The sequence below is a fragment of the Salmonella sp. NW722 genome (assembly GCF_051702785.1).
GTDB classification, from domain to species: Bacteria; Pseudomonadota; Gammaproteobacteria; order Enterobacterales; family Enterobacteriaceae; genus Salmonella; species Salmonella enterica.
The window spans coordinates 165,504-190,499 of sequence record NZ_JAMMIN010000007.1 but is presented as its reverse complement, the minus strand read 5'-3'; the positions used below and the strand labels follow the sequence as shown (position 1 = coordinate 190,499).

General features: G+C 53.7%; 24 protein-coding genes. 12 read left to right on the top strand and 12 right to left on the bottom strand.

Annotation, left to right across the window (positions count from 1 at the left end; all coding sequences use genetic code 11):
- Positions 1-238: 238 nt before the first annotated feature.
- The 4 genes from glpA to sseL all read left to right on the top strand — a co-directional run bounded on the left by glpA (position 239) and on the right by sseL (position 5,751).
- Positions 239-1,867, top strand: a complete 1,629-nt coding sequence (glpA, locus tag NA330_RS18385; protein WP_000857205.1) for an anaerobic glycerol-3-phosphate dehydrogenase subunit A — start codon at positions 239-241, stop codon at positions 1,865-1,867.
- Entirely contained in the window at positions 1,857-3,116 is a 1,260-nt protein-coding gene (gene glpB, locus NA330_RS18380) for a glycerol-3-phosphate dehydrogenase subunit GlpB (RefSeq protein ID WP_000667146.1), read from the top strand. Before glpA ends, glpB begins: the two co-directional genes overlap by 11 nt.
- Complete coding sequence (gene glpC / locus NA330_RS18375; RefSeq protein ID WP_023242538.1) at positions 3,113-4,303, top strand: anaerobic glycerol-3-phosphate dehydrogenase subunit GlpC; 1,191 nt, start codon at positions 3,113-3,115, stop codon at positions 4,301-4,303. Before glpB ends, glpC begins: the two co-directional genes overlap by 4 nt.
- 425 nt (positions 4,304-4,728) lie before the next feature.
- The gene (sseL, locus tag NA330_RS18370) at positions 4,729-5,751 is read left to right on the top strand and encodes an SPI-2 type III secretion system effector deubiquitinase SseL (protein WP_023242539.1); all 1,023 of its coding nucleotides are present in this window, start codon (positions 4,729-4,731) and stop codon (positions 5,749-5,751) included.
- 233 nt (positions 5,752-5,984) lie between these two features.
- On the opposite strand, the gene NA330_RS18365 is transcribed toward sseL, so the two are convergent.
- The 7 genes from NA330_RS18365 to NA330_RS18335 form a co-directional block, all read right to left on the bottom strand.
- Positions 5,985-6,161 (bottom strand): hypothetical protein, encoded by a 177-nt coding sequence (locus NA330_RS18365; RefSeq protein WP_001112766.1) that lies wholly within the window; start codon positions 6,159-6,161, stop codon positions 5,985-5,987.
- Positions 6,162-6,166: 5 nt separating this feature from the next.
- The gene (yfaU, locus tag NA330_RS18360; RefSeq protein WP_023242540.1) at positions 6,167-6,970 is read right to left on the bottom strand and encodes a 2-keto-3-deoxy-L-rhamnonate aldolase; all 804 of its coding nucleotides are present in this window, start codon (positions 6,968-6,970) and stop codon (positions 6,167-6,169) included.
- Between the two features lie 25 nt (positions 6,971-6,995).
- Positions 6,996-8,285, bottom strand: a complete 1,290-nt coding sequence (locus NA330_RS18355; RefSeq protein ID WP_000028931.1) for an MFS transporter — start codon at positions 8,283-8,285, stop codon at positions 6,996-6,998.
- Between the two features lie 55 nt (positions 8,286-8,340).
- Entirely contained in the window at positions 8,341-9,546 is a 1,206-nt protein-coding gene (rhmD, locus tag NA330_RS18350) for an L-rhamnonate dehydratase (protein ID WP_001530644.1), read from the bottom strand.
- Between the two features lie 13 nt (positions 9,547-9,559).
- Positions 9,560-10,342, bottom strand: coding sequence for an IclR family transcriptional regulator (locus tag NA330_RS18345; RefSeq protein WP_000894173.1), 783 nt, complete (start codon positions 10,340-10,342; stop codon positions 9,560-9,562).
- A 249-nt stretch (positions 10,343-10,591) separates the two neighbouring features.
- Positions 10,592-11,788 (bottom strand): nicotinamide mononucleotide deamidase-related protein YfaY, encoded by a 1,197-nt coding sequence (locus tag NA330_RS18340; RefSeq protein ID WP_000935683.1) that lies wholly within the window; start codon positions 11,786-11,788, stop codon positions 10,592-10,594.
- Positions 11,789-11,902: 114 nt separating this feature from the next.
- The gene (locus NA330_RS18335) at positions 11,903-12,445 is read right to left on the bottom strand and encodes a YfaZ family protein (protein ID WP_001670658.1); all 543 of its coding nucleotides are present in this window, start codon (positions 12,443-12,445) and stop codon (positions 11,903-11,905) included.
- A gap of 278 nt (positions 12,446-12,723) precedes the next feature.
- On the opposite strand from NA330_RS18335, the gene nudI reads away from it, so the two are divergent.
- Positions 12,724-13,149 carry a nucleoside triphosphatase NudI gene (nudI, locus tag NA330_RS18330; RefSeq protein ID WP_001249905.1) on the top strand — a complete coding sequence of 142 codons (426 nt, stop codon included), beginning with the start codon at positions 12,724-12,726 and terminating at the stop codon, positions 13,147-13,149.
- A 44-nt stretch (positions 13,150-13,193) separates the two neighbouring features.
- Here the strand turns inward: nudI and pmrG are convergent, their stop codons facing one another.
- Entirely contained in the window at positions 13,194-13,799 is a 606-nt protein-coding gene (gene pmrG, locus NA330_RS18325) for a lipopolysaccharide core heptose(II)-phosphate phosphatase PmrG (RefSeq protein ID WP_000879257.1), read from the bottom strand.
- Positions 13,800-14,097: 298 nt separating this feature from the next.
- Here pmrG and arnB point away from each other — a divergent pair, with 298 nt between their 5' ends.
- From arnB to arnF, 7 genes are read left to right on the top strand one after another with little or no spacing between them, the layout of a single operon-like run.
- Positions 14,098-15,237, top strand: coding sequence for a UDP-4-amino-4-deoxy-L-arabinose aminotransferase (arnB, locus tag NA330_RS18320; RefSeq protein ID WP_023242542.1), 1,140 nt, complete (start codon positions 14,098-14,100; stop codon positions 15,235-15,237).
- 2 nt (positions 15,238-15,239) lie between these two features.
- Entirely contained in the window at positions 15,240-16,223 is a 984-nt protein-coding gene (gene arnC, locus NA330_RS18315) for an undecaprenyl-phosphate 4-deoxy-4-formamido-L-arabinose transferase (RefSeq protein ID WP_000458893.1), read from the top strand.
- Entirely contained in the window at positions 16,220-18,202 is a 1,983-nt protein-coding gene (arnA, locus tag NA330_RS18310; RefSeq protein WP_023242543.1) for a bifunctional UDP-4-amino-4-deoxy-L-arabinose formyltransferase/UDP-glucuronic acid oxidase ArnA, read from the top strand. The genes arnC and arnA overlap by 4 nt, the downstream gene beginning before the upstream one ends.
- The gene (gene arnD / locus NA330_RS18305) at positions 18,199-19,098 is read left to right on the top strand and encodes a 4-deoxy-4-formamido-L-arabinose-phosphoundecaprenol deformylase (protein ID WP_023242544.1); all 900 of its coding nucleotides are present in this window, start codon (positions 18,199-18,201) and stop codon (positions 19,096-19,098) included. Before arnA ends, arnD begins: the two co-directional genes overlap by 4 nt.
- Positions 19,095-20,741, top strand: a complete 1,647-nt coding sequence (arnT, locus tag NA330_RS18300; protein ID WP_031608415.1) for a lipid IV(A) 4-amino-4-deoxy-L-arabinosyltransferase — start codon at positions 19,095-19,097, stop codon at positions 20,739-20,741. The genes arnD and arnT overlap by 4 nt, the downstream gene beginning before the upstream one ends.
- Positions 20,738-21,073 (top strand): 4-amino-4-deoxy-L-arabinose-phosphoundecaprenol flippase subunit ArnE, encoded by a 336-nt coding sequence (gene arnE / locus NA330_RS18295; RefSeq protein WP_023202372.1) that lies wholly within the window; start codon positions 20,738-20,740, stop codon positions 21,071-21,073. The genes arnT and arnE overlap by 4 nt, the downstream gene beginning before the upstream one ends.
- Positions 21,073-21,450: a 4-amino-4-deoxy-L-arabinose-phosphoundecaprenol flippase subunit ArnF gene (gene arnF, locus NA330_RS18290; protein ID WP_000538692.1), complete on the top strand. Its 378-nt coding sequence runs from the start codon at positions 21,073-21,075 to the stop codon at positions 21,448-21,450. Before arnE ends, arnF begins: the two co-directional genes overlap by 1 nt.
- Here the strand turns inward: arnF and pmrD are convergent.
- The 4 genes from pmrD to menB all read right to left on the bottom strand — a co-directional run bounded on the left by pmrD (position 21,445) and on the right by menB (position 24,983).
- Entirely contained in the window at positions 21,445-21,702 is a 258-nt protein-coding gene (gene pmrD, locus NA330_RS18285) for a signal transduction protein PmrD (protein WP_000455132.1), read from the bottom strand. The genes arnF and pmrD overlap by 6 nt on opposite strands.
- Positions 21,703-21,799: 97 nt before the next feature.
- Entirely contained in the window at positions 21,800-23,167 is a 1,368-nt protein-coding gene (gene menE, locus NA330_RS18280) for an o-succinylbenzoate--CoA ligase (protein ID WP_023202370.1), read from the bottom strand.
- Positions 23,164-24,126, bottom strand: a complete 963-nt coding sequence (gene menC, locus NA330_RS18275; RefSeq protein WP_023242546.1) for an o-succinylbenzoate synthase — start codon at positions 24,124-24,126, stop codon at positions 23,164-23,166. Before menC ends, menE begins: the two co-directional genes overlap by 4 nt.
- Positions 24,126-24,983: a 1,4-dihydroxy-2-naphthoyl-CoA synthase gene (gene menB / locus NA330_RS18270; protein WP_000640013.1), complete on the bottom strand. Its 858-nt coding sequence runs from the start codon at positions 24,981-24,983 to the stop codon at positions 24,126-24,128. Before menB ends, menC begins: the two co-directional genes overlap by 1 nt.
- Positions 24,984-24,996 lie beyond the last annotated feature (13 nt).

Genomic DNA, 24,996 nt, shown 5'->3' with positions numbered 1-24,996 from the left:
GTAAACACCGCAGTTTGTTCAAACAACCCCGCTGCTCCCAGTGTGGCCGCGATGTTAAGTAAAGATACGTCACGTTAATGTGAATTACAGCACATATTGTTACAGTTTTATGACCAATGTTCAGAAAGGCGCACGAAATCACGTTTCATTTTCGAATAGTGAGCGATTATGCGCGAAATCAAACATTCCATATGATTTGTATGGCTAAATGATAAAAAACGAACTGTGAGGAAAAACAATGAAAACTCGCGACTCGCAAGCAAGTGACGTGATTATCATTGGCGGTGGAGCAACAGGCGCAGGGATCGCCCGCGACTGCGCGCTGCGCGGTTTACGTGTCATTCTGGTGGAGCGGCATGATATAGCGACCGGCGCAACCGGGCGTAACCACGGGCTGCTGCACAGCGGCGCTCGTTATGCGGTTACCGACGCGGAATCCGCGCGCGAGTGCATTAGTGAAAACCAGATTTTAAAACGGATCGCCCGCCATTGCGTCGAACCGACGGATGGTCTGTTTATTACGTTGCCGGAAGATGATCTTGCGTTTCAGGCCACCTTTATTCGCGCCTGTGAAGCGGCAGGCATTCGCGCTGAAGCCATCGATCCGCAGCAGGCTCGCATCATCGAACCTTCCGTTAACCCTGCGCTCATCGGTGCGGTAAAAGTGCCGGATGGCACCGTGGACCCTTTCCGCCTTACCGCCGCCAATATGCTGGATGCCAGAGAACATGGCGCAATCGTGTTAACGGCGCATGAAGTGACCGGGCTCATTCGTGAAGGCGCAACGGTCTGCGGCGTCCATGTGCGCAACCATCTCACTGGCGAAACCCAGACGCTTCACGCGCCGGTGGTGGTCAATGCGGCTGGTATCTGGGGGCAACGGATCGCCGAATACGCCGACCTGAGTATTCGCATGTTCCCGGCGAAAGGCTCGCTGTTGATCATGGACCATCGGATCAACCAGCATGTCATTAACCGCTGCCGGAAACCATCGGATGCCGACATTCTGGTACCTGGCGATACGATTTCACTGATCGGCACCACCTCTACCCATATTGATTACAATGAGATAGACAGCAACCGCGTCACCGCAGATGAAGTCGATATCCTGCTGCGTGAAGGGGAAAAACTGGCCCCTGTCATGGCGAAGACGCGTATTCTGCGCGCGTATTCCGGCGTCCGCCCGCTGGTGGCCAGCGATGACGATCCCAGCGGTCGTAACGTCAGCCGCGGTATTGTGTTGTTCGACCACGCCGAACGCGACGGGCTTGATGGCTTCATTACCATTACCGGCGGGAAGCTAATGACTTACCGCCTGATGGCGGAATGGGCGACCGACGCCGTGTGCCGCAAGTTGGGCAATACTCGCCCCTGCATCACGGCGGATACGCCGTTGCCTGGCTCAAAAGAGTCTACGGAACATACGCTGAAACGCATTATCTCGCTTCCCGCGCCGCTACGCGGATCGGCGGTTTATCGGCATGGCGATCGCACGCCGGGGTGGCTGAGCGAAGGCCGCCAACACCGTAGCCTGGTCTGTGAATGCGAGGCCGTCACGGCGGGGGAAGTGCAGTATGCCGTCGAAAACTTAACCGTGAATAGCCTGCTGGATCTGCGCCGTCGCACCCGCGTAGGGATGGGCACTTGCCAGGGCGAGCTATGCGCCTGCCGCGCGGCCGGGCTATTGCAGCGTTTTAATGTGACGACCGCGGCGCAATCTATTACGCAACTCTCTGAATTTCTGAATGAGCGCTGGAAAGGCGTACAACCTGTCGCCTGGGGAGACGCGCTGCGCGAAAGCGAATTCACGCGCTGGGTTTATCAGGGATTATGCGGTCTGGAGAAGGAGCACCAGGATGAAATTTGATACGGTTATTATGGGCGGCGGTCTCGCCGGTTTGCTATGCGGACTGCAGCTCCAGCAGCATGGATTACGCTGCGCCATCGTCACCCGCGGACAAAGCGCGCTGCATTTTTCCTCCGGCTCGCTGGATCTGCTCAGCGCCCTGCCCGACGGCCAACCGGTGACCGACATTACCGCCGGGCTTGATGCGCTGTGCCGCCAGGCGCCTGAACATCCTTATTCGCGTTTAGGCGCGCAAAAAGTCCTTACGCTGGCGCAACAGGCGCAAACGCTACTTAACGCCAGCGGCGCGCAGTTATACGGCGACGTACAGCAGGCGCACCAGCGTGTCACGCCGCTTGGCACATTGCGTTCAACCTGGCTTAGCTCGCCGGAAGTACCGGTCTGGCCGTTATCCGCACAGCGAATTTGCGTCGTCGGCGTTAGCGGATTACTGGATTTCCAGGCGCACCTTGCGGCAGCGTCGCTGCGCCAACGCGACCTCAACGTGGAAACCGCAGAAATCGACCTTCCGGAACTGGACGTACTGCGTGATAACCCGACGGAATTTCGCGCGGTCAATATTGCGCGTCTGCTTGATAACGAAGAAAAATGGCCACTGTTGTACGACGCGCTGTCGCCAATAGCGACAAACTGCGACATGATCATCATGCCCGCCTGCTTCGGGCTGGCGAACGATACGCTGTGGCGCTGGCTTAACGAACGTCTGCCCTGCGCGCTCACGCTGCTGCCGACGCTGCCGCCATCGGTGCTCGGTATTCGTCTGCACAATCAGCTCCAGCGCCAGTTTGTCCGTCAGGGCGGCATCTGGATGCCGGGCGATGAAGTGAAGAAAGTCACCTGCCGTCGCGGTACCGTGAGCGAAATATGGACCCGCAACCATGCCGATATCCCACTGCGCCCGCGTTTTGCCGTACTTGCCAGCGGTAGCTTCTTTAGTAGCGGTCTGGTTGCCGAGCGCGAAGGGATCCGCGAACCTATTTTAGGGCTCGACGTACAGCAAACGGCCACCCGCGCCGAATGGTATCAACAACATTTCTTCGACCCACAGCCCTGGCAGCAGTTTGGCGTCGTGACGGATGACGCCTTCCGCCCCTCCCTTGCGGGCAACACGGTAGAAAATCTGTATGCAATAGGTTCTGTGCTGGCGGGATTCGATCCTATAGCTGAGGGATGCGGCGGCGGCGTCTGCGCAGTCAGCGCCCTCCAGGCCGCGCACCATATCGCTGAGCGTGCAGGAGAACAGCAATGAGCGACACACGTTTTGAAAGTTGTATTAAATGTACGGTGTGCACCACCGCGTGCCCGGTCAGCCGCGTTAATCCTGGCTACCCTGGCCCTAAACAGGCCGGACCGGATGGCGAACGCCTGCGTCTGAAAGACGGCGCGCTGTATGATGAGGCGCTGAAATATTGCATTAACTGCAAACGGTGTGAGGTCGCCTGTCCGTCGGACGTGAAGATTGGCGATATCATCCAGCGCGCCCGCGCGAAATACGATACGACGCGCCCGTCATTGCGTAACTTTATTCTCAGCCATACCGATCTGATGGGCAGCGTTTCAACGCCGTTCGCGCCGGTGGTCAATACCGCCACCGCATTAAAGCCAGTGCGCCAGTTGCTTGATTACGCGCTTAAAATCGATCATCGCCGCACCTTACCAAAATACTCTTTCGGCACCTTCCGCCGCTGGTATCGTAGCGTGGCGGCGCAGCAGGCTAAATACAAAGATCAGGTCGCCTTTTTCCATGGCTGTTTTGTGAATTACAACCATCCGCAGCTCGGAAAAGATCTGATTAAGGTGCTGAACGCAATGGGTACCGGCGTACAGCTGCTGAGTAAAGAGAAGTGTTGCGGCGTACCGCTGATCGCTAACGGTTTTACGGATAAAGCTCGCAAGCAGGCTATCACCAATGTGGAGTCGCTACGCGAGGCGATTGCCGTCAAAGGTATTCCGGTCATCGCCACGTCATCCACCTGTACGTTTGCGTTGCGCGATGAATATCCTGAAGTGCTGGACGTGGACAACGCCGGGCTGCGCGAACATATCGAGCTGGCCACCCGCTGGCTATGGCGCAAACTGGATGCCGGGAAAACGCTGCCGCTTAATCCTTTGCCGCTGAAAGTGGTCTACCATACGCCGTGTCATATGGAAAAAATGGGCTGGACGCTTTACACGCTTGAATTATTGCGGCAAATTCCGGGGCTTGAATTGACGGTACTTGATTCACAGTGCTGCGGCATTGCCGGTACGTATGGATTTAAAAAGGAAAACTATCCGACATCACAGTCCATCGGCGCGCCGCTGTTCCGCCAGATTGAAGAGAGCGGCGCCGACATTGTCGTCACCGATTGTGAAACCTGTAAGTGGCAAATTGAGATGTCTACAAGCAAACGCTGCGAACACCCCATTACGCTACTGGCCCAGGCGCTCGGCTAAGTAAAAAGCGCCGGAGCCCCTCCGGCGCTATTACCCTACTCACCAGGGACGATTTTCCATCAGACATATATCCTTCATACTTCAAGTTGCTTATGTGTTGGCTACGGATTATTTTGGGTATAAACGCGGATGTCTCTTTGCAATAACCTGCCCTATTTGGTTAACCATGACCGCTAACCCATGGTGGCATGACAGATAACGACGTTACTGTGTATAGAGCAATATCTCTTGTATCGACGCGTTACCAGCCCCCTTTAAAGAGGGGGATAACTGAATATCCCCAATAATAATTGAGTGTTATGTGAATAATAAGAAAATCAGGTCTATGCCTGATTTAATATATCCCCCACTAATAATAATATTTTTACAAATAATTATACATGACATCATATTCGCTACTTTCACCTATCAGGAAACAGAGCAAAATGAATATATGTGTAAATTCACTTTACCGATTGAGCATATCGCAATTTCACAGCCTATATGCAGGAGAGGTGAGCGATGAGACGCTTACGTTGTTGCTTAGCTCAGTAGAGAACGGTGATCAGAATTGTATTGATCTGTTATGCAATCTTGCGTTACGCAACGATGACCTGGGACATAGAGTTGAGAAATTTCTTTTTGAATTCTTTAGCGGAAAAAGATCGGGCTCACCAGATATAGATAAAAAAATCAATCAGGCTTGCCTTGTATTACATCAAATTGCCAATAACGATATAACAAAAAATAATACTGAGTGGAAAAAGCTACATACCCCTTCCAGATTACTTTATATGGCCGGTTCCGCGACAACCGACCTTTCTAAAAAAATAGAAATAGCACATAAAATTATGGGCAACCAGTTCGCTCAGACAGATAAAGAACAGGTTGGAGTTGAAAATCTTTGGTGTGGTGTGCGAATGATGTCGTCAGATGAGCTGGCAGCTGCAACGCAAGGTCTGGTTCAAGAATCACCTTTTCTCTCGGTAAACTATCCCATTGGACTTATTCATCCTACCACCAAAGAAAATATATTAAGCACTCAGCTACTTGAAAAGATTGCTCAATCAGGATTATGTGAAAATGAAATCTTTCTGATAAATACAGGAGATCACTGGCTTCTCTGTTTATTTTATAAACTTGCAGAAAAAATAAAATGTCTCATATTTAACAGTTATCATGATTTAAATGAAAATACTAAGCAAGAGATTATAGAAGCAGCAAAGATTGCAGGTATATCAGAAAGCGATGAGGTTAATTTTATTGAAATGAATTTACAGAATAATGTACCCAACGGCTGTGGTCTATTTTGTTACCATGCAATTCAACTCTTATCGAATGCCGGACAAAACGATCCTGCTACCACACTACGAGAATTTGCGGAAAATTTCTTAACGCTTTCAGTAGAGGAACAAACACTATTTAACACCCAAACCCGGCGACAAATATATGAATACAGTCTCCAGTAATGGTGAGTACTTAGAGCCTATCCCATTAGACTATTTTATTCGCCATTTTGGGACCGGGCAGTGCTCAAAATCCTCACGTACTACGTGTACGCTCCGGTTTCTGCGCGCTGGCCAGCCCCAAACTGGCTTCAACAATTACGCCTGGTGGGATAGGCTCTTATCCTGAAATGATGCTCTGCGAAGAATTTATAAGTATATAAGGATGGGAAGGCCAGGCCTTCCCACTAAAAGTTCTATGCCGTCAATGATTCAACCACGTCTATCCAGCCATGCTCGCTGGTAATGTCCTCACCATTAAGCCAGCGGCGCAGCATATTTAGCGCCATCATCGCGCAGACCTCCTGACGTATTGCCAGACTATACCGATTGGCGCTAAAACGCACGCGTAAGGCATACGTGCCATCCGGCATTTTTCTCAATAACTACGTTTTGCCGTGCTTACTGACTGAACAGATTTAAACATCGCCAACCTGCTATCCAGCGCCTCGGTGTAGAGCATCGTATCTACCCCGACCGCGACAAAATTCGCGCCCCACGCCAGACATTTCTGCGCCATTGCCGGATCGACCGCCAAAAAACCCGCCGCTTTTCCGGCGGCGCGAATACGATAAATACACGCTTCAATGATCCGCTGCACTTCCGGGTGTCCGGCATTATCGGGGTAACCCAATGAAGCAGAGAGATCTGCCGGACCGATAAAGACGCCATCAATGCCTTCAACCTCCAGAATCGCGTCAAGGTTTTCCAGCGCCATTTTGCTTTCAACCTGCACCAACAGGCAGAGCGACTCATTGGCCTGTGCCATATAGTTGTCGACTCTCCCCCAGCGCGCCGCACGCGCCACGCTCGCGCCAACGCCTCGTTGCCCCAACGGCGGGTATCGGGTAGCGGAAACGACCTGGCGCGCCTGTTCTGCGGTGTCAACCATCGGGATCAGTAGCGTTTGCGCCCCGATGTCCAGTACCTGTTTAATGAGCGCTTTACTTCCCTCGATCGGGCGAATCACCGGCTGGCTGGCGTATGGGGCGATGGCCTGTAACTGATGATACAAGTCCTGCACCGTATTAGGCGCGTGCTCGCCATCTATTAACAACCAGTCATAACCCGACGTCGCCGCAATCTCCGCCATATAAGAGGTGGTTGAACTGAGCCACAAACCAATTTGCGTATCCCCTTTACGTAATCCTTCTTTAAAAGGATTTGATAACAATGCGTTCATAGCGATCCTTACAACGTAGATAAGATTAATGATGCGCAGCGCCGGATTGCGCCACCGGACGATTAACGCTCAGCGTGAAGATAATTAATGAGCCAATGATGGCGACTCCGGCCAGCGTCAGCAGGCCCGCCGCATCGCTGGCAAACAACGTTTCCGCTTTTACGCGCAGAATTGGGGCAATAAAACCGCCCACAGCGCCAAACAGATTAACGAAACCAATTCCTGCCGCCAGAGCCGTACCGGAAAGTAGCTGCGTCGGCATGGTCCAGAATACGGGCTGAACGGCAATAAATCCTACTGCTGCAACACAGAGCGCCAGAATAGCGAGCACCGGAGAAACCAGACCTGACAGGCCAATGCCAATACCCGCAGCCAGTAACGTCACTGCCGCAACGTTACGGCGATCGCCGGTACGGTCGGAGTAGCGAGGAATAAGCCATGTGCCAAGCAAAGCCGCCACCCAGGGAACCGCTGTTACCACCGAAGCGGTAAAGCCCACTTTAGTGCCCAATAGCGCGGCAACCTGGGTCGGCAGGAAAAAGATGAGTCCGTATACCGCCACCTGAATCGTCAGATAAATAATAGCCAGTTGCCAGACGCGTCCATTACGCAGCGCATCCGCAAGCCTTGACGTGACCTTTTTCTCTTCTTCGCTCGCCAGTTGCCTGATAAGCGCGTTCTTTTCTTCCAGGCTAAGAAAACGCGCCTGCTGCGGAGTGTCATCAAGCCAGAAAAAGGTGAATATCCCTGCGCCAATCGCCAGTAGGCCTTCGATAACGAACATCCAGAACCATCCCGGGTGCCCCATAAAACCATGCATCTCCAGCAGAGCGCCGGAGAGCGGCGAACCCAACGTTAACGCCAGCGGCGCGCCCATATAAAATAGCCCCATAATGCTGGCACGGTTACGCTGCGGGAACCATTGTGAAGTTAGATAGATCATGCCGGGGAAAAATCCAGCCTCCGCCGCGCCCAATAGCGTGCGGATTATCAGAAATTTTGCTTCACTATCCGCCCAGGCCATCGCAGCAGAGAGAAAGCCCCACAGCAGGGTAGTCGTGCCGATCCAGGTTCTTGCGCCAAATTTGCGCATCAGCAGGTTAGCCGGTACGCCAAGGAAAGCGTAAACCACAAAGAAAATACCGGCCCCTAGCGCGTAGGCTTCATTACTTAGCCCGGTATCTATCTGATAGGTCTCTTTGGCAAAACCAATATTTGAACGATCCAGAAACGCCAGTACATACAGCGCCAACATAAAAGGAATTAAACGTGCGCGGTTTTTCTTCACTACGCCGTCAAGTAAAGTGATGCTCATAGCAATATCCTCAACAGGATGAGGGCGTTGCCGTACAAAGGCAACGCACGAGTTATTAGTGGCTATAAGGGCGTTTCAAGTGACAGTCACGGTTAAGCTCGACGCCGAAGCCCGGCTTATCCAGCACTGATTTATGGATGCGTCCATTCACCGGCACCGGCTCATCCAGGAGAATCGGGTCAAATTGCGGACGCAGGGTGGAGCAGTCCGGGCTGGTCATCAGGAACTCGCTGAAAGGGGTATTAGTGAAAGTAATAACTGCATGGTGCGAATAGACAGACGAACCGTGCGGCACCACCAGTTGCCCGCGCGATTTGGCAAGCGCGGCGATCTCAACCAGCGTGGTTAATCCGCCGCACCAGCCAACATCCGGCTGCATAATATCAATGCCGGTTTCTGCCAGAGTGCGGAAGGATTGCAGCGTACCATGGTGTTCGCCGCTGGTAACCATCATCCCTGCAGGCGCGTTGCGTTTTAATTCGCGATAGCCTTCATACTGCTGCGGCGGCAGACACTCTTCAATCCATTTGAGATTAAATGGCGCACAGGCGTGAGCCAGTTTAGTCGCATAGTTCACATCCTGACTCATCCAGCAGTCGAGCATCAGCCAGAAATCCGGCCCGCACTTTTCACGCATATCCGCCACCATCGCGGCATCTTTACGGATCCCCGCATCACCATCGTGCGGTCCCCAGTGAGTCGGCATTTTACCGCCGATAAAGCCCATTTCTTTAGCCAGATCCGGGCGTGCGCCGGTGGCGTAAAACTGAATTTCATCGCGCACCGCTCCGCCCAGCAATTTATAAACCGGCAGCCCAACCACCTTGCCAAACAGATCCCACAGCGCCAGATCCACACAGGAAATCGTGTTCATCACCAGACCGCCGGAACCGGAGTAGTACATGGTCGCGCCGAGCATCTGATCGTGAATAAGTTTGATATCGCTTACGCATTTGCCTTCAATAAACCGGTTAAGATGTTTTTCTACGATAAAACAGCCCATCTCCCCTGCTGTCGAAACGGCGAACCCCGTCTGCCCATTTTCCGCCTCTACTTCGACAATCAGCGTCCCTAACACGTTGATCCCAAAAGACTGACGAGACTGCTCATAGTCGCGATATTTGCTCATGGGAGTGGCGATATGGTCATCAATCCAGTGATTTCCTCCCTGGTCGTGATAATCCCCGCCGCCAGCCCCTTTCTCTGCGGTAGCGCCCCCAATAAACCAGGCTCGAACGTGTTTAATTTTAGGAAGAGTCATAATATTCTCCATTTTAAGATGCGAGTGAGTCGAAGGGACTTTTCCATCCCAACAGGCGTGAAATATCTTTGGCACAGGCAATAGCTTTACCGGCCAAATAATCAAGATTCTCTTCGTTGATTTGCAGGCGCGTGCCGACCACTGAAATTGCCGCGGTCAGTTCGTTTCTGGCATTAAATACCGGTGCGGCAACGCAGCGGACATCCGGATAATCCTCCCCGTTATCAAAGCTCCATCCACGCTGGCGAATGCGTTCCAGCTCATCATTCAATTGTTGCGGCTCGGTGATGGTAGTCAGCGTGGCTCGCTCCCATACCATTTTTTCAATAATGGCTTTGCGTACGGCGGCCGGCTGCCATGCCAGCAGGCATTTGCCGATGCCGGAACGATAAAGAGAGAGGCTTTTCCCCTCATGCGAGCGCACGCTGATAGTGGATGAGGATTCCACTTTCAGTATGTAATACGCATTTTCGTGGTCGATGATCCCCAAGTGACACAGCAGCCCGGTTTCATCCATCAGTTGTGTTAGACGAGGACGCGCCAGCTCCCGCAGATCCATCTTGCTGAGCGCATGACCCGACAATTCAACGAGCTTAGTCCACAGGCAGTAGTTCTCCTGATGATCGAGGCTAATAAATCGCTGACGTTTTAATTCATTCAACAGCAGGTACGCGGTGCTTTTTGGAATACGCAACGTTTCAATAATGATTGCCGCGCTGCATGGGCCAATACGCGCGATCAAATTGAGGATGTCGATTGCGCGAGTAAGAGCCGGGACTTTACTTGATTCCAACATATTGGACTCCAGTCTGAGACACTGGAATCAGTGTGAAAGGTCAGTAGGGAAAAAATTGTGAAGCGCGTCAAAGCTTATCCGCCTTCCAACGGAGTGGAAGGGTTAACCATATAAATGTGAATTAACGCACGTATTACTTTGTATTCAGTACAATTGGCTGGACAAAAAAGCAGATAATATTGCCGGATAATGGCATAGCGGCCTTATCCGGCTCACGATGTCGTTCCCATCGCAGATAAGAGAAAGGGATTATGATGTCAATGATTCAACCACGTCTATCCAGCCATGCTCGCTGATAATGTCCTCGCCATTAAGCCAGCGGCGCAGCATATTTAGCGCCATCATCGCGCAGACCTCCTGACGTATTGCCAGACTATACCGATTGGCGCTAAAACGCACGCGTAAGGCATACGTGCCATCCGGCGTCGCCAGCGCGAAATTAAGATGTTCGTTTTCCAGCCCCGACACGGCCAGCGCCAGACCGGCATAATGATTGCTGCGCCGTTCTGTCGTCCAGTGTGCCGTTTGCGCCAGCGTCTCTTCCTGAGAAGGAACGACTTCACTGGCAAGAACAGGCGCCCCGGCGCGGGAAAGCTGTAGCGCCAGTAAACCGCTGGTGTATTGCTCGCTCAACGTCAGACTCAACTGCCTTTCCTGCAGTCGGCGGGCTATTTGCGCCGGCAGGTTTTCCGTACCTTCAAAAATCAGATTCTGTCCGGCGACCCGTTTGACCTCTGGCCATAACGCCAGCATCGCCTCCCGTTGCGTCGCCGGGCCGGTCAACTTCAGTTCAATGATCGGCATTGATGAGCGATACCCCATCGTCACGCCGGGCGGCAACGGCAGTGAATCGAGACGCTGCGCGAGGTCACTTTCTGAACGTCCAAAAGTCGTTAACCGCAGGCAAAGCGGCGGCTCCGGCAGCGAAAAACGCGCGCGTAACCGCGGTAAGATTTCCTTCTCCACCATAACCTTAAATTCCGACGGTACGCCGGGGGTGAAAAACATCAGGCAGCGGTTGAGCTGTAGCGCAAATCCACAGGCCGTGCCGACCGGATTATTAATAAACTCCGCGCTGGCAGGCAGTTCCGCCTGTTTACGGTTGCTCGGCGCCATCACGCGACCGCGCTGCTGAAAGTAACGTTCCATTTCGGTCAGCCACGCCTGGTGTAGTACTAATCCTTCGCCTTTTGCCGTTGCCGCGGCGAGCGCGCTTAAATCATCGCTGGTCGGCCCTAACCCGCCATTAACAATCAAAACATCAGCATGTTGACTGCGTTCACGCAAGATAGCGACCAGACTGTCCAGATTATCGCCTACCGTATTTCGCCGTGATAACGGAACGCCCTGATGAAAGAAAAAATCAGCCAGCCAGGCGGCATTGGTGTCAACGATTTGTCCGTGCAACACCTCATCCCCGGTGGATAGCATTTCCACATTTAGCATTGTGTTCTCCTGCTCTTATGATGAAAACACTATAACGCAAAGAGGAATAGGACGTGGAAAGAAGAATGACGGGAAAAGGAGGAATATGGCGCGACGATTGCCGCGCCGTTAGCATCAAAAGCTGGCGTTTACGCCAACATAAGGGCCGTCAGCAATCGCATTATCGCGGTTGCCGTCTTTACCCGCCAGGTTCAGGTAACGATAACCGGCTTCAATGCTCAGCGGGCGCATAATGGTGAAACGCGCGCCTGCATTCGCTTCTTCATAGCTGTCGATACCGCTGGACAGCGAATCTGGTGAATAATAATACTCGCCGAACAGACGGAAGCTGTTGCCGATTTTCCATTGTAGCCCACCGCCGACAGCCGCCGCATAGCCTTCATCGCTGTCTTTCGGATTGGTATAAATACCTTTACCGCCGACCGTCGCCAGCAGCGGTCCCACCGGAATGTTCAGCCCCAGACCCACGCCCGCAGCGTCGCCATCATCATCGTTGTGCATCCAGTTGCCGCTTAGCGCCAGTCCCGTCGATTCCGTACCAAAACCCACGCCAATGTTGGTGTAATCTTCGCCCGCCTGGCCGCTAATACTGATGGCCTGCGCCGATGCAGAAACGAACAGCATTCCGGCAAAACCTAATAATATGCTTTTTTTCATTTTTACCCTTTCCAGCAAGCACATAAAGAAAAACTCCCCAAAACGGCAGAATTGTACTGCCAGACGCTGAGGAATCAATGCACTAAAAAACCATTCCAAAAACATATTGTAACGAAATACTACTTTCGCCATGCCGCATCATTGCGCCATCACATGGCGACGCCTGCATCAACTGGATTAACAAAAAACGCAGTCTGCGTTATCGCTTCCATTTTTCACAAAGAATTTCGCAGAATGATTTGTTAAGCTGACGACCTGGTGGTTTAAGGAAGCGACTTATGCGTCAACGAACTATAGTTTGCCCATTAATTCAAAATGATGGCTGTTATCTGCTGTGCAAAATGGCCGACAACCGCGGCGTCTTTCCCGGTCAGTGGGCGCTGTCGGGCGGCGGGGTCGAGCCGGGCGAACGCATTGAAGAGGCGCTGCGTCGGGAGGTTCGGGAAGAACTCGGCGAACAACTGATTCTGAGCGATATTACGCCGTGGACCTTCCGCGACGATATCCGCGTTAAAACCTACGCTGATGGCAGACAAGAAGAGATTTATATGATTTATCTCATCTTCGACTGTGTTTCCGCTAATCGCGATATATGTATTAACGACGAATTTCAGGACTACGCCTGGGTCAAGCCAGAAGAACTGGCGCTGTATGATTTGAATGTAGCGACACGCCACACATTAGCATTGAAAGGGTTATTATAATGACGACAGCCGCTTCAGGCTGTCTTTACGCTTTTAACATGCGGCTAGCCGGGAACAAATTCACCATCTAAAAAGAGTTTTCCGTTTTCCGCATGCATAACGAGCGCATCAAGATAGTCCGGATCAAACTTTACGCCGCGCTTATTTTTTGCAATATACGTCAAACAATGATTATGGGTAAAAATGACTATATTTTTATTCTGCGACTTTTTCAGCAACGTATTGATTGAAGCATAAATACCGCTGCCGCAATCCATCATTTTTTTATCCACCGTAAGCGACCTGCCCGCAGAAAACCAGGTTGCCGACTGGATGGTGCGCACCGTATTACTGGAATAGAGATTGTAATTTTGTATATCAGCACTGAAGGCTTTACCCAGCGCTCTGGCATCTTGCGCACCGTTGACCGTAATCCCCGTGCTGTCTGACAGGCAGGTATTATCGGAACGATCGCACCGCTCGGCATGGCGGAATAACACGACTACCGGATGCTGCTTCGCCAGCGCCGCCAGCGCTTTACCGTTAATCTGCGGTAGACCGTTACCACTCCAGGCATGTTGTGAGGTCAACCCGGCGATAATAACCAACGCCCCCGCCAGAGTCGCGAGATAGCGTTTGTTTTTAATAAAGCGTAGGGTAAATGCCAGCACATTAACCTCTCAGGCAGACAGTGCAGCTAACTTAATAGCAATACGATTAAAATGAAATTCCGCAACGGAAGACCAGGCCAGAAACATAAAAACAGCTTTTGGGCATGCATAAAATGCCTTAAACTTTCGGCGAAAGCAAAGCATAATTCCGTTAAAAATTATCTTTTTACTTCACCTTAATTTCTTAATGTTAATTTAATATTCATCCAGTAGGGTTCAGCTAAATGCGTTAAAAAATAAGCCCTTTTCTATTGCCGAAATATTTGAAAAGCGGCTTTCAATGGCTGAAGGAAAAATGATGTCGGACTTTTTGCCTTTCTCCCGTCCGGCAATGGGCGCGGAAGAGCTTGCTGCCGTTAAGACCGTACTGGACTCAGGTTGGATAACAACCGGCCCGAAAAATCAGGAACTGGAAGCGGCGTTTTGTCGGCTAACTGGCAATCAATATGCCGTTGCCGTCAGTTCAGCCACTGCCGGTATGCACATCGCGTTGATGGCGCTGGGCATTGGTGAAGGCGACGAGGTCATTACACCGTCAATGACGTGGGTTTCTACGCTAAATATGATCGTTTTACTCGGCGCGAACCCCGTCATGGTCGATGTCGATCGCGATACGCTGATGGTCACGCCTGAACATATCGAAGCCGCGATTACGCCACAAACCAAAGCAATTATCCCCGTCCACTACGCTGGCGCGCCCGCCGATCTGGACGCTATTTACGCTCTTGGCGAGCGTTATGGCATTCCGGTGATTGAAGACGCGGCGCACGCGACAGGAACCAGCTACAAAGGTCGCCACATTGGCGCCCGGGGCACCGCGATTTTCTCCTTCCACGCCATTAAGAACATCACCTGCGCTGAAGGCGGTATCGTCGTCACGGATAACCCGCAATTCGCCGATAAACTGCGCAGTCTCAAGTTTCACGGGCTTGGCGTTGATGCCTGGGATCGACAGAGCGGAGGACGCGCGCCACAAGCGGAAGTCCTGGCGCCGGGCTACAAATATAATTTGCCCGACCTCAACGCCGCTATCGCGCTTGCTCAGTTACAGAAACTGGATGCGCTTAACGCTCGACGCGCCGCCATCGCAGCGCAGTACCACCAGGCAATGGCAGACCTGCCTTTTCAGCCTCTGAGCCTTCCGGCGTGGGAACATATTCACGCCTGGCATTTATTCATTATCCGGGTCGATGAAGCCCGCTGCGGTATTACCCGGGATGCTCTGATGGCATCGCTGAAAACGAAAGGCATCGGCACAGGACTGCATTTCCGCGCCGCGCATACGCAAAAATATTATCGCGAACGTTTCCCAACGCTCACGCTGCCTGACACCGAGTGGAACAGCGAGCGGATCTGCTCACTGCCGCTCTTCCCGGACATGACCGAGAGTGACTTTGATCGGGTCATTACCGCCCTTCATCAGATAGCAGGACAATAAGCATGTTTGACGCCGCCCCCATAAAAAAAGTCTCGGTGGTTATTCCTGTCTATAACGAACAGGAAAGCCTGCCGGAATTGATAAGACGCACCACCACCGCCTGCGAGAGTCTGGGCAAAGCGTGGGAGATTTTATTGATAGATGATGGTAGCAGCGATAGCTCGGCGGAGCTGATGGTTAAGGCGTCCCAGGAGGCCGATAGCCATATCATCTCTATTTTACTCAACCGTAACTACGGTCAACATGCAGCAATTATGGCGGGGTTTAGCCATGTAAGCGGCGATCTCATCATTACGCTGGATGCCGATCTGCAAAACCCGCCGGAAGAGATCCCGCGCCTGGTGGCGAAAGCCGATGAAGGGTTCGATGTGGTAGGCACCGTGCGCCAGAACCGACAGGACAGCCTGTTTCGCAAATCGGCGTCAAAAATCATTAATCTGCTGATCCAGCGCACAACGGGCAAAGCGATGGGCGATTACGGCTGCATGTTACGCGCCTATCGCCGCCCTATTATCGATACTATGTTGCGCTGCCATGAACGCAGCACCTTTATCCCTATTCTGGCCAACATTTTCGCTCGTCGGGCTACCGAGATCCCGGTGCATCACGCTGAACGTGAATTTGGCGACTCTAAATACAGTTTTATGCGTCTCATTAACCTGATGTATGACCTGGTGACCTGCCTGACGACGACGCCGCTGCGCCTGTTGAGTCTGCTGGGCAGCGTTATCGCCATCGGCGGGTTTAGCCTGTCGGTATTGCTTATTGTACTTCGCCTGGCGCTGGGGCCGCAGTGGGCGGCGGAAGGCGTATTTATGCTCTTTGCCGTCCTGTTTACCTTCATCGGCGCGCAATTCATCGGTATGGGACTGCTGGGCGAATACATCGGTCGCATTTATAACGATGTCCGCGCCCGCCCCCGCTATTTTGTTCAACAAGTTATCTACCCGGAAAGCACGCCGTTTACTGAGGAAAGTCACCAATGAAAGCCGTTATTTTTGCCTATCACGATATGGGATGTCAGGGCGTGCAGGCCGTACTGGATGCCGGGTATGAGATTGCCGCGATTTTTACTCATGCCGACAATCCTGCGGAAAACACCTTTTTTGGCTCCGTCTCCCGGCTGGCGGCAGAATTAGGGATTCCGGTTTATGCACCGGATAACGTAAACCATCCTATCTGGGTCGACCGCATCGCTGAGCTTGCGCCGGATATTATTTTTTCGTTCTATTACCGCAACCTGTTAAGCGAAGAAATTCTGCACCTCGCCCCGGCTGGCGCGTTCAATCTGCACGGTTCTCTATTGCCTGCCTATCGTGGCCGTGCGCCGCTAAACTGGGTTCTGGTTAACGGCGAAAGCGAAACGGGCGTAACGCTGCATCGTATGGTCAAACGTGCCGACGCCGGAGAGATTGTCGCCAGTCAACGCGTCGCTATTGCGCAGGACGATGTTGCGCTTACCCTGCATCATAAGCTATGTCAGGCCGCGCGCCAGTTGCTTAATAGCATCCTGCCCACCATGAAATGCGGCGATATACCTTCTGTTCCCCAGCGTGAGTCTGACGCTACGTATTATGGTCGCCGCAGGCCGGAAGATGGCCTTATCGACTGGCACAAACCGGTTTCCACGGTGCATAACCTGGTGCGGGCGGTAGCCGCCCCCTGGCCCGGCGCGTTCAGCTATAACGGCTCGCAAAAATTCACTATCTGGTCTTCCCGAATTTGTCCGGATGCGCAGGGCGCGCTTCCCGGCTCGGTAATTTCGGTCTCTCCGCTGCGGATCGCCTGCGCCGATGGCGCGCTGGAGATTATTACCGGCCAGGCCGGAGACGGTATTACTGTACAGGGCTCGCAGCTTGCACAGACGCTTGGTCTGGTGGCGGGCGCGCGTTTGAACCGTCCACCAGCGACCAGCGGTAAACGTCGCATTCGCGTTCTCATCCTCGGCGTCAACGGTTTTATCGGCAATCATTTGACCGAACGGTTACTGAATGAAGAGAATTACGAGGTCTACGGTATGGATATCGGCAGCAACGCCATTAGCCGATTCCTGCTCCACCCTCGCTTTCATTTCGTGGAGGGAGATATCAGCATCCACTCAGAATGGATCGAATATCATGTCAAAAAATGCGATGTCGTACTGCCGCTGGTAGCAATTGCTACCCCGATTGAATACACCCGCAACCCGCTGCGCGTCTTTGAACTTGATTTTGAAGAAAACCTGCGGATTATCCGTTATTGCGTAAAATACCGTAAACGCGTGGTTTTTCCGTCTACCTCTGAAGTGTACGGCATGTGTACGGACGCCTCTTTTGACGAGGACAAATCGAATCTGATCGTCGGGCCGGTGAATAAGCCGCGCTGGATTTATTCCGTTTCCAAACAGCTTCTCGACCGGGTGATTTGGGCTTATGGCGAAAAAGAGGGATTGCGCTTCACGCTTTTCCGTCCCTTTAACTGGATGGGGCCGCGGCTGGATAGCCTGAACGCGGCGCGTATCGGCAGTTCACGCGCGATAACGCAGTTGATTCTGAACCTGGTAGAAGGGACGCCGATCAAGCTTATCGACGGTGGTCAGCAGAAGCGCTGTTTCACCGATATTCGCGATGGGATCGAAGCATTATTCCGCATTATTGTGAATGATGGCGATCGGTGCGATGGCAAAATCATTAATATCGGCAATCCTGACAACGAAGCCAGTATTCAGGAACTGGCGACGCTGTTGCTCGACAGTTTTGATAAGCATCCGCTGCGCTGCCATTTCCCACCGTTTGCCGGTTTCCAGGTCGTCGAAAGCCGTAGTTATTACGGCAAGGGTTATCAGGATGTCGCACACCGGAAACCCAGTATCGACAATGCCAGGCGCTGTCTGGACTGGGAACCGTCTATTGCGATGTGTGATACGGTTGAAGAAACGCTGGACTTCTTCCTGCGCAGCGTAGATGTCGCGGAACGCGCATCATGACGAAAGTCGGTTTACGCATTGATGTTGATACCTTGCGAGGAACGCGTGAAGGTGTTCCCCGGCTGCTGGCGACATTGCATCGCCACGGCGTTCAGGCCAGCTTTTTCTTCAGCGTCGGGCCGGACAATATGGGACGTCATCTTTGGCGTCTGATAAAACCGCGATTTTTATGGAAAATGCTACGTTCAAACGCCGCTTCGCTCTACGGCTGGGATATCCTGCTGGCCGGTACCGCCTGGCCGGGAAAAAATATCGGCAACGCCAATGCCGGGATTATTCGTGAAACGGCAACATACCATGAGACGGGACTACACGCCTGGGATCACCATGCGTGGCAGACTCACAGCGGCCACTGGAGTATCCGCCAGCTTGAAGAAGATATCGCGCGCGGCATAACGGCGCTTGAGGCCATTATCGGAAAACCCGTCACCTGCTCAGCCGCGGCCGGCTGGCGAGCGGATGGGCGCGTTGTTCGTGCGAAAGAGCCGTTCAACCTGCGGTATAACAGCGATTGCCGTGGAACCACCTTATTCCGTCCGCTACTGATGCCGGGCCAGACAGGGACGCCGCAAATCCCGGTCACCTTACCCACGTGGGATGAGGTTATCGGCCCCGCCGTTCAGGCGCAGTCGTTCAATACCTGGATTATCTCCCGTATGTTGCAGGACAAAGGCACGCCGGTATATACCATCCATGCGGAAGTCGAAGGTATTGTCCATCAGCCGCTGTTTGAAGATTTGCTCGTTCGTGCACGCGACGCGGGGATCACCTTTTGCCCTCTGGGCGAACTGCTGCCGGCATCGCCTGAGTCTCTGCCGTTGGGGCAAATTGTACGTGGACACATCCCTGGCCGTGAAGGTTGGCTGGGGTGCCAACAGACCGCGAGCGCCTCATGATGAAATCGATACGCTATTATCTGGCTTTCGCCGCATTTATCGCACTCTACTATGTTATTCCTGTCAATAGCCGCCTGCTCTGGCAGCCGGATGAAACGCGCTATGCCGAAATAAGTCGGGAGATGCTGGCGTCTGGCGACTGGATCGTGCCGCATTTTCTGGGATTACGTTATTTTGAAAAACCGATAGCCGGTTACTGGATAAACAGTCTGGGTCAGTGGCTTTTTGGCGCTACCAATTTTGGCGTGCGGGCTGGCGCTATTTTAACGACATTGCTGGCCGCAGCGCTGGTGGCGTGGCTGACGTTCCGCTTATGGCGGGATAAACGTACCGCGTTGCTCGCCTCCGTTATCTTTCTCTCCCTCTTTGCCGTTTACAGTATCGGGACGTATGCGGTACTCGACCCGATGATCGCGCTTTGGCTTACGGCCGGGATGTGTTGTTTCTGGCAGGGGATGCAGGCCACGACCCGAACGGGCAAGATTGGGATGTTTTTGCTACTGGGCGCAACCTGCGGTCTGGGTGTATTAACTAAAGGCTTCCTCGCCCTGGCCGTACCGGTAGTGAGCGTGCTGCCGTGGGTCATTGTCCAGAAACGCTGGAAGGACTTTTTGCTATACGGCTGGCTGGCGGTCTTGAGCTGCTTTGTGGTTGTCCTTCCCTGGGCGATCGCCATTGCGCGACGCGAAGCCGATTTCTGGCATTACTTTTTCTGGGTGGAGCATATCCAGCGATTCGCCATGAGCGATGCCCAGCATAAAGCCCCTTTCTGGTACTATCTGCCGGTACTGCTCGCGGGAAGTTTACCGTGGCTGGGGTTACTGCCTGGCGCGCTTAAACTGGGCTGGCGCGAGCGAAACGGCGCATTCTATTTGCTCGGATGGACGATCATGCCGCTTCTCTTTTTCAGCATTGCGAAAGGGAAACTGCCCACCTATGTTCTTTCCTGTTTCGCACCGATAGCGATACTCATGGCGCGCTTCGTCCTGCATAACGTAAAAGAAGGCGTCGCCGCGCTACGTGTCAACGGCGGGATCAACCTGGTGTTCGGGTTAGTCGGGATCGTCGCGGCGTTTGTCGTCTCCTCATGGGGCCCGTTGAAATCGCCGGTGTGGACGCATATCGAAACCTATAAAGTTTTTTGCGTCTGGGGCGTCTTTACTGTTTGGGCGTTTGTGGGCTGGTATAGCCTCTGTCATAGCCAACAATACCTATTACCCGCGTTTTGTCCGCTGGGACTGGCGCTGCTGTTCGGCTTTTCCATCCCCGACAGGGTGATGGAGTCCAAACAGCCACAGTTTTTTGTCGAAATGACCCAGGCGCCTTTGGCATCAAGCCGCTATATTCTTGCCGACAACGTCGGCGTCGCCGCCGGGCTGGCCTGGAGTCTGAAACGAGACGATATTATGCTCTACGGACACGCGGGCGAACTCAGGTATGGTCTTAGCTATCCTGATGTGCAGGATAAATTCGTTAAAGCCGACGATTTTAACGCCTGGCTCAACCAGCATCGTCAGGAGGGCATTATTACGCTAGTACTTTCAATAGCCAAAGATGAAGACATCAGCGCTCTTTCCCTTCCCCCTGCGGACAATATTGATTATCAGGGGCGTCTGGTGTTAATTCAGTATCGGCCTAAATGATCGGCGTCGTTCTGGTGCTTGCCAGTCTGCTCAGCGTTGGCGGTCAGCTCTGCCAGAAGCAAGCGACACGGCCATTGACGGCGGGCGGACGCCGCCGTCACCTGATGCTGTGGCTGGGCCTGGCGCTGATATGCATGGGCGCAGCGATGGTGCTGTGGCTGCTGGTGCTACAAACCCTGCCGGTGGGAATTGCTTACCCGATGTTGAGTCTGAATTTTGTCTGGGTCACGCTGGCGGCCTGGAAAATCTGGCATGAACAGGTTCCGCCCCGCCACTGGTTTGGCGTCGCATTGATTATCAGCGGCATTATCATTCTGGGGAGTGCGGCATAATGGGCGTAATGTGGGGACTGATAAGCGTTGCGATTGCCTCCCTCGCCCAGTTGAGTTTAGGATTCGCCATGATGCGACTGCCATCGATAGCGCATCCACTGGCGTTTATTTCCGGGCTGGGCGCATTTAATGCCGCGACCCTGGCGCTATTCGCCGGTTTGGCGGGGTATCTGGTTTCCGTCTTCTGCTGGCATAAAACATTACACACGCTCGCGCTCAGCAAAGCCTATGCGCTGCTGAGTCTCAGCTATGTGCTTGTCTGGGTAGCCTCAATGTTGTTACCCGGTTTGCAAGGCGCCTTCAGCCTAAAAGCGATGCTCGGCGTATTGTGTATTATGGCGGGGGTAATGCTGATTTTTCTGCCCGCCAGATCATGAAGGCTTGCGCGTCAACCGCTGCCATTCGTCGCAGGAATAACAGCGTGCATCAACGATTTTTAAGGTCTGGTGTTTTTCCCGATTAATACAATACTGCGCATCCTGTAAAGGCGACAGGATATCGCCGGGACTCAGTAATATCATGGAATTCGCCTCGGCGATCATTTTTAGCGAACCGCCGCTATCGCACAGCACCAGAACATGGCACGCCCTCTTTTTGACATAATGCGATTTCTTAACCAACCATTCCATAGCGCCCCCGTTTCACGCTGATTGTTCATAACACGTTACACATCAACGGATAAACAAAACGGCAATAGCGATGGAATGGTTGTATATTAACCTAACATTAATTTTTACAGATCTTACACACCCACTGCTGGAGCGCACGGCGAGATATTTTAATCCCTCCGTTTTTCAGTTCTGAAGGCAGCGTCAACCAGCGAACCGGCTGCTGAAAACGCGCCAGCTTATCGCGAACCCATTCAGCGAGGTTCACGTCTCCGGCCTGCGATGCATACTCCACAACCGCAACGGGACGATGGCCAAACTCTTTATCTTCTACCGGCACGACAAAGGCTTGTTGCACCAGCGGATGCGCGTTAATAACGCGTTCGACTTCCTCCGGCTGAATGCCTTCGCCGCCGCTAAAGAACAGGTTGTCCAGCCGCCCGGCGATGGTTAGCCTGCCGTGGTTCAGCTCGCCGCGATCGCGCGTGGCAAACCAGCCCTCGTCATTAACCAGCGGGATCAGTTTGCCATCACGCCAGTAACCTTCCGCCATACTGGCGGCGCGCAGCCAGACTTCATTATCGACGATTCTGATCTCTCTGCCGGGAAGCGGCGCGCCAACATCATCCGAACCATCGGCCTCTTTGGCGCATACCGTAGACGCGAACTCCGTGAGCCCATACCCGCACCAGCAGCGAATCCCTTGTTTGCTGGCCTGGTCGGTGAGTTCAACCGGAATCACCGCGCCGCCGAGCAAAACGGCTTTCAGCGTCACCGCCGCCCGATTCGCCAGCAGCCGCCACAGCTGCGTCGGCACCAGCGAAGCATGAGTACACCCTGCCAGCATCTGCTCCAGCGGTTGCTTATCGCGTACCGTCATGCGCGCCCCGGCGAAGAGCCAACGCCACATAATACCCTGCCCGGATACATGAAACAGCGGCAGCGATAGCAGCCAGTCATCCTGCGGGCCAAACGGCATTAGCGAAAGCACCCCCTGCGCGCTGGCAAGATGCGCCTGGCACGTATGTACAGCCGCTTTTGGCAATCCTGTGGAACCCGATGTCAGCGTCATAGAAACCAGACGCTGCGGTTGCCAGGCCACGGCATACGCCGCTGTGCTCTTTTGTATCTGCAACGCGGTTAACCCGGAAAATACGTTTTCGCCTTCCAGTGTCAGCGCAAAACGCAGCGTTAACTTCGGCACCAGCGCCTCCAGCAATGTCTGGGGCAACTGCGGATTGACGGGCAGAACCCGCGCGCCGCACTGCATCAGCGCAAGCCATGCCAACAGAGTGCGCGGCTGATTCCCGGCGCGCAGCAGGACACCATCGCCCTCGCGTACGCCCTGCGCGGCAAACCCGCCCGCCAGCGCATCAATACGCTCACAAAGGGCGCGCCAGCTTAGCACTTCATCGTTCAGGCGCAGAGCGGGCGCCTGACTGCGAACCTGACGCCAGTGGCGCCACGGCCAGTCCGTGAATGTCATAACAGTCGTTCCAGCTCATCACGCTTCAGACAAGGCAACGCGCTACCGGGCCAGGGACGAACCTGTTGCGCCTGCATCAGATGCAAGGTATCCAGTCCGGGCAGCGTTCCCGGCGTCAACCAGGCGGCAATCCGCGCCAGTTGCGTCAGGCCGAGGCTGGACTCGATCGAAGAGCTGATGACCGCCGTCAGTCCCAACGCATGGGCGGCAGCGACTTGCTCACGCACTTTATCAAGCGATCCGGTCAGCGTAGGTTTGATAACCACAGCCTTGACGCCCTCTTCGGCTTCAAAGGTGAAATCCGCTTCGCGCAGACTTTCGTCCCAGGCAATCGCGATGCCGGTTTCACGGGCAAAGGCGCGGGAATCATCCCGCGTCTTACACGGTTCTTCGAGAAAGGCGATACGAGCGCGGTAGTCCGGATTAACATACTTTGCGAACTGTTGGGCTTTTAGCGGCGTCCAGGCGCGATTCGCATCCAGACGCAGATGCAGATCCGGGATCGCCTCCAGCAGCAAATTAACCACCATGCCGTCGCGTACCGCTTCATAGAGACCCACTTTGACCTTAGCGATTTTCTCGCCGGGCATATCGGCAAGCCGTAGCACCAAATCGTCAGGATCGCCAGTGCATAACGGCGCGGCGCGATAGTCCGCCGCCTCCGGCAAGACGCCAGTCAGTTCCGCCAGCGCGCAGCTTGCGCCAAACGCGACCGAAGGCATCTCCGGTAATCCCTCGCTCCCCTGAAGCCAGCCGTTCACCCATGTTAGTAACGCCGTCTGCGCCTCCTCCCACGTTTCCTGACTGAAGCCCGGCAGCGGGGAGATCTCTCCCCACCCTTCACGCTCGCCGTCACGCAGACAAACATACAGCCCGTCGCGAGTTTTTAACCGCCTGTCGCGCAGAACCACCCCCGCGTCCATGGGGATCTGCCAGCGGTATACCTGCGCGCTACGCATTATGGGTTCCGTTTGAATTTGCTGAAGTCAGGCTGACGCTTCTGGTTAAAGGCGTTACGGCCTTCCTGCCCTTCTTCGGTCATGTAGAACAGCATGGTAGCGTTGCCCGCCAGCTCCTGCAGCCCGGCCTGACCGTCACAATCGGCATTCAGCGCCGCTTTCAGGCAACGCAGCGCCATCGGACTGTTTTGCAACATTTCGCGGCACCAGCGCACGGTCTCTTTTTCCAGATCCGCCAGCGGAACGACGGTGTTAACCAGCCCCATATCCAGCGCCTGTTGCGCATCGTACTGGCGGCACAGGAACCAGATTTCACGCGCTTTCTTCTGACCAACGATACGCGCCATATACGAAGCGCCCCAACCGCCGTCAAAGGAGCCAACTTTCGGACCAGTCTGGCCGAAGATGGCGTTTTCCGCCGCGATGGTCAGGTCACACATCATGTGCAGCACATGACCACCGCCAATGGAATATCCCGCGACCATCGCGACAACCGGTTTTGGACAGGTGCGAATCTGGCGCTGGAAATCCAGCACGTTCAGGTGATGCACGCCGGAGTCATCCTGATAACCGCCGTAATCGCCGCGCACCTTCTGGTCGCCGCCCGCGCAAAACGCTTTATCGCCTTCGCCGGTCAGAATAATCACGCCCACGTTGTCGTCGTAACGGGCATCCGCCAGCGCCTGAATCATCTCTTTGACGGTCAACGGACGAAATGCATTGCGCACCTGTGGACGATTAATGGTGATTTTTGCAATACCGTCGGTGGATTTTTCATAACGAATGTCGGTGTAACCCTCCGAGCAGTCGTGCCATTCTACCGGTGCGTAAAGCATTGTTTCATCAGGATAGATCATAGTGTGTCCTTTA